The 13,557-nt window shown below is 64.2% G+C and carries 8 protein-coding genes; 2 read left to right on the top strand and 6 right to left on the bottom strand.

The window, feature by feature from the left end:
• Positions 1–31: 31 nt before the first annotated feature.
• A complete protein-coding gene (locus tag POS17_RS05555) occupies positions 32–1,756 on the top strand; it encodes a hypothetical protein (RefSeq protein WP_060837706.1) in 1,725 nt (574 codons plus the stop codon).
• A gap of 28 nt (positions 1,757–1,784) precedes the next feature.
• Here the strand turns inward: POS17_RS05555 and POS17_RS05550 are convergent, their stop codons facing one another.
• From POS17_RS05550 to bacA, 6 genes are all read right to left on the bottom strand, one after another.
• Entirely contained in the window at positions 1,785–2,474 is a 690-nt protein-coding gene (locus POS17_RS05550; RefSeq protein ID WP_060837705.1) for a phospholipase D-like domain-containing protein, read from the bottom strand.
• A gap of 36 nt (positions 2,475–2,510) precedes the next feature.
• On the bottom strand, positions 2,511–7,658 hold the full coding sequence (locus POS17_RS05545) for a DNA repair ATPase (protein ID WP_060837704.1): 5,148 nt from the start codon (positions 7,656–7,658) through the stop codon (positions 2,511–2,513).
• Between the two features lie 192 nt (positions 7,659–7,850).
• A complete protein-coding gene (locus POS17_RS05540) occupies positions 7,851–9,926 on the bottom strand; it encodes a flotillin family protein (RefSeq protein WP_060837703.1) in 2,076 nt (691 codons plus the stop codon).
• Between the two features lie 36 nt (positions 9,927–9,962).
• Positions 9,963–10,604, bottom strand: coding sequence for an OB-fold-containig protein (locus POS17_RS05535; protein WP_060837702.1), 642 nt, complete (start codon positions 10,602–10,604; stop codon positions 9,963–9,965).
• Positions 10,605–10,670: 66 nt separating this feature from the next.
• Positions 10,671–11,366: a PspA/IM30 family protein gene (locus POS17_RS05530; protein WP_060837701.1), complete on the bottom strand. Its 696-nt coding sequence runs from the start codon at positions 11,364–11,366 to the stop codon at positions 10,671–10,673.
• A gap of 15 nt (positions 11,367–11,381) precedes the next feature.
• Positions 11,382–12,002, bottom strand: coding sequence for a biofilm formation regulator BacA (gene bacA / locus POS17_RS05525; RefSeq protein ID WP_060837700.1), 621 nt, complete (start codon positions 12,000–12,002; stop codon positions 11,382–11,384).
• 316 nt (positions 12,003–12,318) lie between these two features.
• Between bacA and POS17_RS05520 the strand changes: the two genes are divergently transcribed.
• On the top strand, positions 12,319–13,518 hold the full coding sequence (locus tag POS17_RS05520) for a CaiB/BaiF CoA transferase family protein (protein WP_060837699.1): 1,200 nt from the start codon (positions 12,319–12,321) through the stop codon (positions 13,516–13,518).
• Positions 13,519–13,557: the final 39 nt, after the last annotated feature.

The raw sequence follows: 13,557 nt of genomic DNA, 5'->3' as shown, positions 1-13,557 counted from the left end.
GCCACGACCCGTCCCCAAGGAAAACCGAATCATGGAAGTGCTTATCATCCTGCTGCTCATTACCGGCGTGATCTCGCTGCTGGTGGTGTATGCCCACAAGAGCCGCAGCTCCGCCAATGACCTGGGCATCACCCTGGACGAGGCTGCGCAGATCAATCGCGCGGCGCACCTGAGCGCCATCGAACCGCAAGTGGGCTTGCAACTGGCCCAGCGCCTGACGGGCAAAGCCCGGCAATTGGGGCTGATGCAGATACCTGCGGCGCTGTACCGACAAGGCGACCAGGAACAGGCCCTGGAGGTCCTGGCCGAACTCGATGAAACCTACCAGCCCATGGCGCTGAACCAACTGCTCGAAACCCTGCTCGACAAGGACGGCCCGCAGGCTGTGCTGAGCCTGCTGGAGCGCCTGCATCAACCCCTGCCGTCAGCGCCCATGCTGCGCATACCATTGCTGGTGGCCAGCGGTGAACACGAGCAGGCCCGCGCCTTGCTGGTGACCTTCGGTGTCGAGCAATTGAGCCAGGACTCCGCCAGCGAGCATCGGCAGTTGGCTGCCCTGCAACGCAGCTTGGGCCTGGCCGACGAGGCTGCCATCAGCATCGGCCTGGCCTGGCAACTGCTGCTCAAACAGCCGGTCAACGAACTGGACCCACACGAGATAGAGCAGACCCTGCGCGAGTACCGTGCCCAGGGGCAGGATGCGCAGTTCCCGGCCATGGCCGCGCAATTGCCCGGATCGGCTCGGATCGTCGTCGTGACCCTGCTCATGGAAACCGGGGAATTCGAGGCCGGGTTCGAACTGCTGACACTGGCCCCCGAGCCCGAGGACTACTTCGGCTACCCGCCGCTGCTCAAGCTGATACTGGACGCCAACCGCCCGGATCTGGCTCAACGGCTGATCGCCCAGATGCCGGAAAGTTACGCCAGCGAGCTGCTGTTGAGCCTGCTGAACTGGCATGTCGGGCGCAATGAAATGGCCGAGGCCGAGGCGGCCTTGCAGGCTGGCGCCGTCTCGACCCCGCAGCGTATCTGGTGCCTGGTCTGCCTGTGGGGCACCTACGCCGAGGAACACCCGCAATGGTGCGCCCATCTGCTGGAGCAGGCCTTGCTGGCACTGGAGACCTTGCGTGGCGATGAGCAATGGCCGTGGCTGCGCCTGCTGATCCTGGAAACCCAACTGCGGGTGCAGGCCGACCTGCCGCGCCTGCGTCGAGACAGCTGGCTGATCCGCAACAATCTGGAGGAAATGGCGCATCTCAACACCCAGCTCGAATACGCCGATCGTCCGATGAAACTGGCGTTGCAGGCCAAGCTGCTACACGACCTGGAACAAACCCGGCAAGCCGGCGAACTGCTGGATCAGGCTGTGCAAGCGCTCGACGACGACAGTCAAAATGCGACGCTGGACCCTGCGGAAAAAACCTTCTTCCTGGAACAGCTGGCGCTGAGCTACGTCTACATCGACGATCAGGCAAAAGCCGCCGAGCTAAAGACTCGCCTGGAACAGCTGGCGGCCTATGCCAGCCAGTTGAGCCAGGCCATGGTGCTGAACCATATCCGCCAGCAACGCTTCGAGGAGGCGATTGCCGGCCTGGAACTGCGCAACCTGTTTATCGGCGAAAACCCGGTGCAGCAGTTGCACCTGGCCCTGGAAACCCTGAGCCAGAGTGCACCGGAAAAAGCCCATGAGCTGCGCCAGAAGCTGATCGACAGCCTAGCCGCCGAGAGCGCCTGGGGTTACCCGAACGCCGCCTGAGGCCGTATGAGGCCCGCCGCTACACGCCTTAACGCGGCGCGTAGCGGGCCCAGAGTTCGTTGAACTCCTTGAGGTAACTGGCCACCAGTTGCGGGTGGTCGATCACCAGCAGGTTTTCCTCATTGCCGGTGGTGGCGCTGCGGGTCCAGTTGAAGCTGCCATTGAGCAGGGTTCGGCCATCGAACACGGCGAACTTGTGATGCATGTGGAACGGCGTGTCGTCGATCCGCACCGGCACCCCGGCCTCGCGCAGCGCGGCGATATCGCTGCCGACATCGAATTGCTTTTCACTGTCGCTGATCACCCGCACGGCCACGCCGCGCTGGTGGCAGGCGCGGATTTCGTCGCTCAGTTGATCGTCGGAAATGGTGAACACGCAGATATCCACCGAGACTCGCGCCTGGCGGCACAGGTCGCGGATCTTGCGCCGGCAGTCTTCACCGGGGCTGAAGTGGGCGCTGGCCATGTCGCGCACCGGGGCGCTGTGGGTGTCCAGGGTCTTGATCACCTGCTCCAGCCATTTCAGCGCCGGCAGCACATTGGCGCTGTCCGCCAGCGCCAGCTCGCGCACCAGGTCAAAGGCCCGGTTGCGCAGGTAGCGCACCTGGTCGCTGCCCAGTTCGCTGCCCAGTTGGCGCAGTTCGTTCCGTTCTTCGTTGCTCAGTTTCAGGTCCAGCAGGCTGTCGCGCAGCTGCCGGTCCAGGTGGGCAAAATCCATGTCGTGATCCTTGGCTGTTCGCCGGCAAGCCGGCGCCTACGGTTGGGAGTCCTTGAGGGTCGGCACATCACCGTGGCTGAGCATGCGGCTCAATTCGTCCACCCGCGTGGCGATGTCGCCAATGCGCTGGTGGCTGTGCAGGTCGACGTCGATCTTCTTGTGCATGACCTTGAGCAGCGGCAGGAAACTCTGCTCCAGGTGCTCGGAGAGGTTTTCCAGCACTTCACGCATGCCCTGCTGTTCCGCCGGCCGGGCCAGGCCGCGCACGCCTTCCACCAGATCGTTGAGCTGGGCCACCACCCGGGTGCCGACATCGCTGTCGCTGCCGCCCATGGAGCGGTTGCGCACGAAGTCGCGCTTGATCTGCGCCCAGCGTTCGCGCTGTTCCGGGGTCTGGTTGCCCCGCAGCTCGGCGAGCTTGAGCAGGTTTTCCTCGGCGCCGGTGGTCAGCAGCTGGGATTCGCCCTGGTAGTGGTCGGCCAAGAGTTGCAGGAGCTCGGCGTCGTTCATCACCGCCGAGATCTTCTCCGCCATCTTGTTCATGTTGCGGTAGCTGCCCTGCAGCTTGAACGGCGGCTCGCTGCGGTACTGGTCGGCCTGGGCGGCGCTGGCGATGTACTGCTGGTTGACCCGCAGCACCACGTCGCGCACCTGCATCAGGCGTTGCAGGGTGGTGGTGATTTCGTTGATCTCGGCGCCGCTGTAGCTGTGGCTCAGTTCGTTGCTGGAGAAGGCCTTGCCTTCGGCCTTGGCGACGAAGCGGTAGACGTCCGCCATGTCGCGGGTGGCCAGGGGCGCCAGCACCGGGTTGGAGGTCAGGCCGTTCTCGATGTAGCTCAGGGCGAAGGCTTCCTGCATGCCGCCCAGGGTGTCGCCGAGGTTATAGATGTCGGCCCGGTTGGCCAGCATGTCGGGGATCTTGAACACCTCGCCGGACTCGGTGTACGGGTTGCCCGACATCACCACGCAGAACTTCTTGCCGCGCATGTCGTAGGTCTTGGTGCGGCCTTTCCACACGCCTTCGATGCGCCGGGTGCCGTCGCACAGCGAGATGAATTTCTGCAGGAACTCGGGGTGGGTGTGCTGGATGTCGTCGACATAGAGCATCACGTTGTTGCCCATTTCCAGGGCCAGGTTGAGCTTCTCCAGCTCCTGGCGCGAGGTGGCGTCCGGCGCCTGGGCCGGGTCCAGGGAGCGCACCTGGTGCCCCAGGGCCGGGCCGTTGATCTTCATGAAGATCAGGCCCAGGCGGTGCGCCACGTATTCCATCAAGGTGGTCTTGCCGTAGCCCGGTGGCGAAATCAGCATCAACAGGCCCATCAGGTCGGTGCGTTTGTTCTCGCCCACGGTGCCCATCTGCTTGGCCAGGTTGTCGCCGATAAAGCCCAGGTACACATCGTTGATCAGCTTGTTACGCACGAACGAGCTCAGCGGCCGCGGCTTGAATTCGCTCAGGCGCAGGGCCGAGCGTTCGCGGCTGATGATGCCCTGGCGCAGCGCCTGGTAGCGCTGCAGGCCGGGCAGGAACTGTTCGCGGTGGGCCCGCAGGCGGGCAAATAAACCGTCCACGGTGAGGGACAGGCTGCGCTCCTGGATGCGCGGGTGTTCGCCCATCAGGTTGCCGACGCTGAACCGCAGGTCGACTTCGGTGATGCGCTTGGCAAAGTCGTCCCGCAACAGCGACAGGGCCACGGCCTCGGGCACGTAGTCGCTCCACTCGGCGAACTCGCCCTCGGCACACAGCGCCGACAGCCAGTTGCCGGCCAGCGCCCACTGCGCGGCGGGCCGCTCGGCCAGTTGGGCCAGGGCCTGCTGGTAGTCGTCCCACATGCGCGCGCCTTGCAGGCGCAGGGTCAGGGCTTCCTGCAACTGCCTGGCGTACTTGCTGAAGGTGAACTCGATGCGTTCTGCAGCCAGTTCCTGCACCAGGTACTCGGCGGCTTCCGGCAACAGCTCCGCCGGCAGGCTGAAGGCCTGCTGCTGACGCCAGTCCTGCAGCGCCAGGAAGATTTCGTCCTGCAACTGCAACAAGCCTTCACGACGACCGAACAGTTGCTGGATATGCCGGCTGGTGCGGGCCCGCTCGGCCCATTGCTGCGGTTGCGGCTGGTGCTGCTGGCGGTCCCAGAACAACGCGGCAAAAGCCCGCGCCGAAGCGCCGAAACGCAGCAGGCCGGCACTGTCGCGCAGGGGCAGCAGTTGCAGGAGGATCGCCGCGGCATCGTGATCGTGGATGCCCTTCTCGTAGCCTTCCTTGTAGCGCGGCGCAGCGAAGTCGCGGATCACCCGCGCCAGTTCCTCGGGGTGCGCCAGCAAGGGTTTCAGGCTTTCCAGGCTCAGGCCTTCCTGGCCGCGGTCGGCGGCATCCAGCACTTGCCCGGCCAGGTACTCGGCGCGGTACAGCTGGGCCGATTCCGACTCCAGGGCCACCTGCCAGAAGTCCCGCAGGGCCTCCAGCTCGGGGTCGCGCAGGGGTTCGAGGAAATCCGTGCCGGTCAGGTGCAGGTGCAGTTCGTCGCCCCGGGGCATCAGGGTCAGGTCCAGCTCCTGGGTGTTGACGCTGAAGCGGTGGCGCGGCCCCAGCTTGATGACGTTGCCGCCCTCTTCGAACAGCTCGGTCTTGTCGCGCAGGGCACGTACGGCCTGATCCCGGGCGCCCTTGAGGCGCGACTCGACATCGTCGGCCTTGACGCTGTCCTTGAGCTCGCGCAGGCGCTCGGCCAGCTCCCGCAGCTTGAGGATCAGCGGGTCGGCGGCGAAGAACGCGTTGAGTTCCTCGGCCTGGGTGAACTTGGCGGTGCGCCGGCCGAGGCTGTCGAGAATCCGCCGCGCCGCGTCCAGCAGGCCCTGGGCCTTGCGCTGGCGCTCGTCGAGCAGCGATTGCTTGTGGGCCTCGAAGGTTTCCAGCAGTTCCTCGCGCTTGCCGAGGATGTCGCCGAGGAACTGTTCGTGATCGCCGAAGCGACTCTCCAGCTCTTCGAGCTGCACCAGCAGCCGCGACAGTTGCTCGTCGCAACGCTCGGGGTCCTGGGCCTGGGCCAGGGCGTTGGTGATGCCCTGGCTGAAGAGTTTGAACTGCGCGCCGAACTGCGCCACGGTCTCGGTCGAGCCCAGGCCCTTGCGCCGTTGCTCGGCGCGGGCCTTGGCCTGGTTCAGGCGGGCGTAGATCTGCGAGATCGACTCGATGATCCGAGTGCGCTGGGTGGCGTCGTCGATCTGCAACGAGGCCATCAGGCTCGACAGCATGTCCAGGTCGCCGGCCATGGCTTGCAGGGCGCCCAGGGGCTCGTTGAGCTGGGCCACGGTTTCGGCTTTCTGCGCCTGGGCGTCGAGGGTTTCCAACTGGGTGACGAAGGGCAGCAGGGCCTGGTCGCTGGCGAGGAAGGTCGCGGTGCCGGCGGCGGTGCGCTCCTGGGCCTTGAGCAGCTCGGCTTCCATGGCGTCGATGCGCGCCACGTCGATGTAGCGGTAGTCGCGAATGGTCAGCAGCAGGCCGCGCTGGGCAGTGATGCCGTTGAGCGCATCGACGAAGCTCTGCACCTGGTCCCAGCTGTCCACCAGCAGGCTGTCGAGCAGGGCTTTCTGCTTGGCCTCGGCGGCCACCATGGCCTGGTCCGACTGGCGGCGGATGCTTTCGACTTTCTCGTATTCATCCAGCACCAGCTCCGAGGTCGAGGCCACCTCGCGCAGCAATGGGGCCAGGCCTTCGAGCTCGGCGCTGCCCAGCCAGTGGTACACATCGAACAGGCGCCGGGTGTTCTGGCACAGCAGCGAATAGCGCTGCACCGACACCGCCGGGGTGTCGATCTCGCGGCACAGGTCGTAGAGATCGGAAACGCTGCGCACCAGCTCGGCATTGCCGATGCGCCCGAGGAAACCGCTGCGGGTCGGTTGCCGCGCGGCGTATTCCTCGGTGAAGAACGGGGTCTGCCAGACCTGCATCGGGTGGACCCGGGTCGGCTCGTCGCCTTCGGCGGCGAAGATCACCATGCGCCCGTCTTCCAGGCGCGCGTAACCGTGACCGAACAACGGGTTCTGCAACTGGCGGTTGATCATGTTGTAGGTCAGCAGCACCGAGCGGCCCTGCTCCGGGTGGTAGAAGATGTACTGCACATCTTCACCGTTGGGCGAGCGCACCGAGCGCTTGAAGCGCATGCCGTCCATGGACTGTTCGAAGGTCTTGTACTCGCCGCTCTGCAGGTAATAGCCACCGGGGAAGATGATCCCGTGGTCTTCCGGCAACTGCACGCAGGCCAGGCCGATGGCGTCGATGCGCTCCACCTGGCGAGTCAGGCTGTTGAACACCAGGTAGCGCCACTGCTCTTCGCGGTACGGCAGGACCTTGAGCAGGATCAGGCTGCCCAGGCGGGCGAATTCGATCTGCGAGTCGTCCAGGGACTGGGTCTTGTCCAGCACCTCTTCGCGGTAGATGCCCAGGCCGGACTCGGTGTTGTTCTCGACCTTGATGGTCAGGTCGCCGCCGATGGTTTCGACGAACACCGTGTCGAGGATGTTCAGGTGCGGGAAGCGGCCTTCGACCACCATCTCGCGGGTGGCTTTCTTCCATTCGAAGTCGAAGGGCGCCGGCAGGGCGATATCCCGTTCGCCACGGTTGTCGATGTAACGGACTTCGCGCCCGTCCACCGAGATCGACCAGCGGAACACCCGCACATCGGTGACGCGCTCGCCGATCTGGAAACTCGCCAGCAGCTTGCCGTCACGGATCGCCAGTTGCAGCAGGCGGGTGTTCTTGTAATAGGTGTAGAGCTCGTTGAAATCGTTGAGGAAGCCCTGGGCCGCCAGGAAGCTGCCTTCCAGGGGCACCGGCTCGGCTTCGTAGCCTTCGCCCTCCTCCACCAGCCGGTAAAGGGAAAACACGTCGGCGACGCTGGTTTCCTTCTTCAGGCCGATGAACACGTTGTAGCCGAACAACAGGCAGTCGCCGACCTGGACGATGTCCCGGGCGATGCAGTTGTTCTCGGTGCGGATGCGCACCCGCCCGACCACTTCCATGCGGCTGTTGCCGAACTCGTCGAGACGCCTCTGGTTGAGGTCGTCGGTGGTGGCCCGCAGGCGCTGGCCCTGGTCCAGCAGGCGCTTGTGCAGCACCTCATAGGCGCCGCCTTCGGCGACGGCCTTGTCCAATACGTCCTGCGGGGGAGTTGCGACTTGAGCGTCCGACATCGTGGCCTTCCTGGATCTACGGCGGTGTGCAAAAAAAGCGGGCTCCTCAAACCTGGAGCCCGGTGCCCGACACAAGGCCGGTAGCCGCTGCCGCGGGCTGCGTGCTTGAGGGCCCGAAGGCCCTCAAGGGCTGCGCCTCCTACGGAGTCGGTCGCAGCCTTCGGCAGCGGCTACAGGTGTGTCAGGTGTGGGTCAGGCTTCGGCAGACGGCGTGTCGGCCTTGCGCGAGACGGCAGCGGCGGCCAGTTCGGCGGCAACCGCCGGGGCGCCCTTGCCATTGAGCAGGCGTGCCAGGACGTCCTGGACCACCGGGCTCTTGCCCACCACGCCCTCGATGGCCTTGCCCACCGACAGCGACTTGGCGAAGGAGTTGAAGAAGTCGCCTTCGCCGCCGACGATCTCGATCTTGGCCTTGCTGAGGGCCGCCGACAGCACTTCGGCCTGGTCCTTGGCGATCTCCTTGTTGGCGGCGATGGCGGCCATCGCTTCCTCGAAGTTCTTCTCCAGTTGCATGCGGAACTCTTCGTGGGACCGCGCGCTGTCGCTGAGGGAATCCAGGGCACCGAACTTCTTGCCCAGGCCTTCGGCTTCGGCGTTCAGGCGCTGCAGCAGCACTTCGGCTTCGGCCGAACCCAGGTCCTTGGTGGCCTTGGCCTTGGCCGCGCCCAGTTGCTCTTCGCCACGGGCCTGAGCCCCGAGTTTCTCTTCCATGACCTTGGCTTCGGCCAGGCCGTCCTTCTCCTTGGCCGCCGCCTGGGCTTCCATGATGCGGGCGTCGGCCAGGCCTTTTTCCTGCTCGCCACGGGCTTCGGCAATCAGCTGCTCGGTGCGGACGCGGGCTTGCGCCAGGCCTTCTTTTTCCTGGGCCGCTGCAGTGATTTCCAGCACGCGGGCATCGGCCAGGCCAGGCGCGGCGCGCTCGGCTTCCAGGCCTTCGGCCAGGCGTTTCTTGGCTTCGGCCTGCTTGGCCGCGGCTTCCAGCTCGGCCTGGGCCAGGTTGTTGATTTCCACCGCCTTGTGCTTGGAGCGGGTTTCGTCGGCTTCGGCCTGTTTGACCTGGCGTACCAGATCCTGCTCGGCTTCGGCCTGGGCCTGGATCACCACCACTTGCTTGGCACGCTCGGCTTCGGAAACCTCGCGCACTTCCTTGATCCGCTCTTCTTCCTGGGCCACGGTCTTCTCCACCGCGACCCGCTCACGGATCACCGTGGCGATGTTCTTGCGCTGCTCTTCCAGGGCCTTTTCTTTCTCGATGCGCTGCAGTTCCACTTCACGCTCGCGGGCCACCACTTCCAGGTCCTTGGCGCGGGTGACTTTCTCCACTTCGATGACCACCGCACGCTGGCGGTTCTGCTGGGCCACTTCGACTTCGCGCTGATGGTTCTCGGTGCGCACGTCGATTTCCTGCTGCGCCTGGATACGGGCCTGTTCGGCCTTCAGACGCTCTTCTTCCTTGACCTTGGCGGTCTCGGCTTCCTCGCGGGCGCGGATGGTTTCGATCTCGCGCTTCTGCCGCGCTTCGGCGTCGGCCTGCTGGCGTTCCAGCGACAGCGAGGCTTCGCGGGTCTCGACGTTCTTCTTCTGGATCGCCAGTTCCTGGTTGCGCTCCAGTTCGTTGGTGATGACGTTCTGCGCCGCGGTCAGCTCGGTGATCTTGCGGATACCCTCGGCGTCGAGAATGTTGCTCGGGTCCAGGGAATGCTTGGCGGTCTGCTCCAGGTAGTCGATGGCCACGTCTTCCAGCACATAGCCGTTGAGGTCGTTGCCGATGATCTCGATGATGCGGTCGCGGAAGTCCTGGCGGTTTTCGAACAGCTGGACGAAGTCGAACTGCTTGCCCACGGTCTTCAGCGCTTCGGAGAACTTGGCGTTGAACAGCTCGTTGACCGCGGCGCGGTCGGAGGCGCGGTCGACACCGATGGCCTTGGCCACCTTGAGCACGTCTTCCTGGGTTTCATTGACCCGCAGGTAGAAGGCCACGGTGATGTCGGCGCGCATGTTGTCGCGGCAGATCAGACCATCCTTGGCCCGACGGTCGACTTCCAGGGTGATCAGCGAGATGCGCATGAACTCCTTGAGGTGGATGACCGGGTACACCAGGGCGCCGGTGAAGTGCACCTTGGGGGTCGAGGACATGTCGTTGACGATCAGCGCCGTGCCTTGGGGGACCTTGATGTAGAAGGCCTTGAACAGGGCCAACAGGCCGAAGACCACCAGGACGACGAGGCCGATCCCGAGCAGGATGGGCAGCAGCGACGGTAAATTCATGCAATCAATCTCCTTTGATTCTGAGGAAGCCCGGGCTCAGAGGCCGCGAAACTCGTCCTCGGTAATGACCCGATAGGCGTGTTGCGCCTCCAGATACTCCAGTAACACGACGCGATCGCCGCGTTTGAAAGCTCGCGCCTCATCGGCACGCACACGCAGGATCAGGCCCGCGCCGCCGTTCTCGAGCACGGCTTCGCCGTGTTCCAGGGTGACTCTGCCGCTACGCACCACAGCGGTCTGCCCCAGCACCGACTGGCTGCTGGTGGCTTCCATCTTGTGAAACAGCGGACGCAGCGGGCGGCAGATGGCCGCGCTGATGGGCGCTGCCAGAAACAGCGCAACCACGGCCAGCAACAGGCCCAGGGGATAGCGCAGCCAGCCCAGGGGCAGGTGGCTGAGGACGTAGAGTTCGGCGAAATAGGTCAGGAACCAGCTGAAGAACATCAGCAGGGTCAGCACCAGGGTGACCGGCACCCCGTTGAGCTTGAACTTGATCAGCAGCCCGGCCAGGCCTTCGCCGGCGTGGGCGCTGTCGAGCAGCGAGTCGGCCTCGAAGTCCAGCAGGTCGACTTCAAGCATGCCCATGGCCACCACGGCCCAGTAGATCACGGCCAGGCAGAGCATGAAGCTGAACAGCACTGTGGGGAACGACAACACTGTCTGCAGGAAGATTTCCATTGCTTTCCTATCCCTGAAAAAGCCGGGCAAGGCCCGACGACCCCGCCCCTACAACACAACGATGAATCAGGACTTGTTACGGTCCTTGAGGCGCGCCAGCACGCTGTCGGCGCTGGTGCTGCCGGCGACGATCCCGGCCTCGCGCAACTTGGCGTCCAGGGCGTCGTCGGGGTTGCTGGTGCTGGCCAGCTCCGCTGCGGCTTCCATCTTCGCCGCGCGCTCGGCCTGCTTCTGCTTGATCCGCTCCAGGGACTCCACCGCGGTGTGCAGCTTGCTCTGGGAGCCGCCGTAGCGCTGGGCCACGGCCTGCTGGGCCTTCTGCACGCTCTCGGTGGCCTTGACGGTATCCACCTGCTGTTTCAAATGTTTGATATTGCCCTCGGCCTGGGTCACGGCCTTGCGCAACTGGGCCACGCTGGCGGCGAAACCGTCGGCCTGCTCGCGTTCCACGGCCAGGTCGTTCTCCAGGTTGGCGATTTTCTGCGCCACTTCCTGGGCGAGCTGTTCGTTGCCCGACTCCAGGGCCTTGAGGGCGTAGGTTTCATATTCGGCGATCTTCGCCGCGCTGCCATTGGCGCGCTCGGCGGCGAGTTTCTGCCGGGCCATGATCTCGGCCAGGGCCTCCTTGGACTTGCGCAGTTCCTGATCGGCGTCGCGGATTTCCTGATCGAGAATCCTCAGTGCCTGGCTGTCCACCAGGGCTTCACCCGCTTCGTTGGCGCCACCGCGCAGGGCGGTAAGCAACTTGCTCCATACGTTCATGTGCATTCCTCCAGGTCAGGCCTGAGCCTTCAGGTAGCCTTCATAGGCCTCGGTAGCCCTGATCACGTTGCTGGCCAGGGTTTCGATCTCGTAGAGCACGTTGGAGAGGATCGAGGTAGCGCTGAGCGCGCCGAACATCATGTAGAAGCGCTCGCCGCCAAGACGGGTTTCCAGGCCGATGCTCGACAGCGGGAACAGCTGGCGGCTGAGCAGGACTTCTTCATTGAAGGCCTGCACATCGGTCACTTCGCTTTGCGGCCAGAGCAGGGCTTCGACCAGAATCTGCTCGCCGGACAGGGCAACGAACAGCGGCAGGTCGCCGTATTCGCGCATGGTCACGTGCAAGCTCGGTTCGGCGCCTTCAAGCAGCTCAACGCAGGCTTCGCCGCTGCTGAACAACTCGGTGGCCATCAGGGCCTGGCACAGCGATCGGGCATTCCAGATCTGCGGCATGCTCATTTCTCCATCCTTTTCCACAGGAGCCAGCCCCTTGGAGGGCTGACGCAGTTTGCGTTCAACCGCCAGCAACGCCTGGGCGTTCTCCGGCAGTATCCAGACTTCCTTTTTCACCAGGCCCTGATCACGCAGGCGCTGGCGGAATAAACGTTGGTAATGGGCTGAGGATTTGTTTTCCATGGCGCACAGACTAGAGCATCACATGTAAGGAGTTCAATTCATCACATGTAAGTTTTTGATCGAGTATTTGTAACGAGATTTATCAGACTTACCGTTCCGGCAAGAGCACAGGCTCCGTCACGGACATAGACCAGATTGCGTCCTTTGCAAGCGCGTTCTCTCGAAAGGCGTCATTAAACCTGTCACCAAAGGGAATGAGAAGCACAATTGTCTGCGCAGCCACCCGGAAATAATCAACGCGGGCCGGCGCCGGACGCTGACTTAATCACGACCAATGGTCTAGGCTAGGCGGATTTTCCTGCCCAGCGGATGCCCCATGAACAGTCTCAGCAAGCCCCTCGCCGGATTGAAAGTGATCGAACTCGGCACCCTGATCGCCGGCCCCTTCGCCTCGCGCATCTGCGCCGAGTTCGGTGCAGAGGTGATCAAGGTCGAATCCCCGGACGGCGGCGATCCGTTGCGCAAGTGGCGCAAGCTGTATGAAGGCACTTCGCTGTGGTGGTTCGTCCAGGCGCGCAACAAGAAATCCCTGACCCTGAACCTCAAGCACCCCGAAGGCCTGGCGGTGCTCAAGCAACTGCTGGGCGAAGCGGACATCCTGATCGAGAACTTCCGCCCCGGCGTGCTGGAGAAGCTCGGCCTAGGCTGGGACGTGCTGCACGCCCTGAACCCGAAACTGGTGATGGTGCGCCTGTCCGGCTTCGGCCAGACCGGACCGATGAAGGACCAGCCGGGCTTCGGCGCCGTGGGCGAATCCATGGGTGGCCTGCGCTACATCACCGGCTTCGAGGACCGCCCGCCGGTGCGCACCGGAATCTCCATCGGCGACTCCATCGCCGCTCTGTGGGGCGTGATCGGCGCCCTGATGGCCCTGCGTCATCGCGAGGTCAACGGCGGCCAGGGGCAAGTGGTGGACGTGGCGCTGTACGAGGCGATCTTCGCCATGATGGAGAGCATGGTTCCGGAGTTCGACGTGTTCGGCTTTATCCGCGAGCGCAGCGGCAACATCATGCCCGGCATCACCCCGTCGTCGATCCACACCAGCGCCGACGGCAGGCACGTGCAGATCGGCGCCAACGGCGACGCGATCTTCAAGCGCTTCATGCACCTCATCGGCCGCGACGACCTGGCCAACGATCCCGCGCTGGCCAGCAACGACGGACGCGACACTCGCCGCGACGAACTGTACGGGGTGATCGATCGCTGGGTGGCGTCCCTGCCCCTGGAACGGGTGCTGGAGCAACTGAACCAGGCCGAAGTCCCGGCCAGCCGGATCTTCAGCGCCGAAGACATGTTCAACGATCCGCAATTTCTGGCCCGGGAAATGTTCCTCCAGGCCAAGCTGCCGGACGGCAAGGCCTTCAAGATGCCCGGCATCGTGCCGAAACTCTCTGAGACGCCCGGCTCCGCGGACTGGATCGGCCCCGAACTGGGCGAACATTCGGCACAGGTCCTGGAGGGCCTGGGCTACAGCAGCGAGCAGATCCAGCACTTGCGCAACTCTGGGGCAATCTAACCTGAAACAGCCGTCTCACACCGACGCTCCACAACCGGC

The organism is Pseudomonas sp. Os17 (assembly GCF_001547895.1).
GTDB lineage: Bacteria > Pseudomonadota > Gammaproteobacteria > Pseudomonadales > Pseudomonadaceae > Aquipseudomonas.
The sequence above is the reverse complement of the archived record's forward strand: the minus strand, read 5'-3'. Positions and strand labels throughout refer to the sequence as shown.

What these genes read in the sequence shown, in the direction of transcription:
- POS17_RS05555 (WP_060837706.1), top strand. Translation starts at nt 32, where the DNA reads ATGGAAGTGCTTATCATCCTGCTGCTCATTACCGGCGTGATCTCGCTG.
- POS17_RS05550 (WP_060837705.1), bottom strand. Translation starts at nt 2,474, where the DNA reads ATGGATTTTGCCCACCTGGACCGGCAGCTGCGCGACAGCCTGCTGGAC.
- POS17_RS05545 (WP_060837704.1), bottom strand. Translation starts at nt 7,658, where the DNA reads ATGTCGGACGCTCAAGTCGCAACTCCCCCGCAGGACGTATTGGACAAG.
- POS17_RS05540 (WP_060837703.1), bottom strand. Translation starts at nt 9,926, where the DNA reads ATGAATTTACCGTCGCTGCTGCCCATCCTGCTCGGGATCGGCCTCGTC.
- POS17_RS05535 (WP_060837702.1), bottom strand. Translation starts at nt 10,604, where the DNA reads ATGGAAATCTTCCTGCAGACAGTGTTGTCGTTCCCCACAGTGCTGTTC.
- POS17_RS05530 (WP_060837701.1), bottom strand. Translation starts at nt 11,366, where the DNA reads ATGAACGTATGGAGCAAGTTGCTTACCGCCCTGCGCGGTGGCGCCAAC.
- bacA (WP_060837700.1), bottom strand. Translation starts at nt 12,002, where the DNA reads ATGGAAAACAAATCCTCAGCCCATTACCAACGTTTATTCCGCCAGCGC.
- POS17_RS05520 (WP_060837699.1), top strand. Translation starts at nt 12,319, where the DNA reads ATGAACAGTCTCAGCAAGCCCCTCGCCGGATTGAAAGTGATCGAACTC.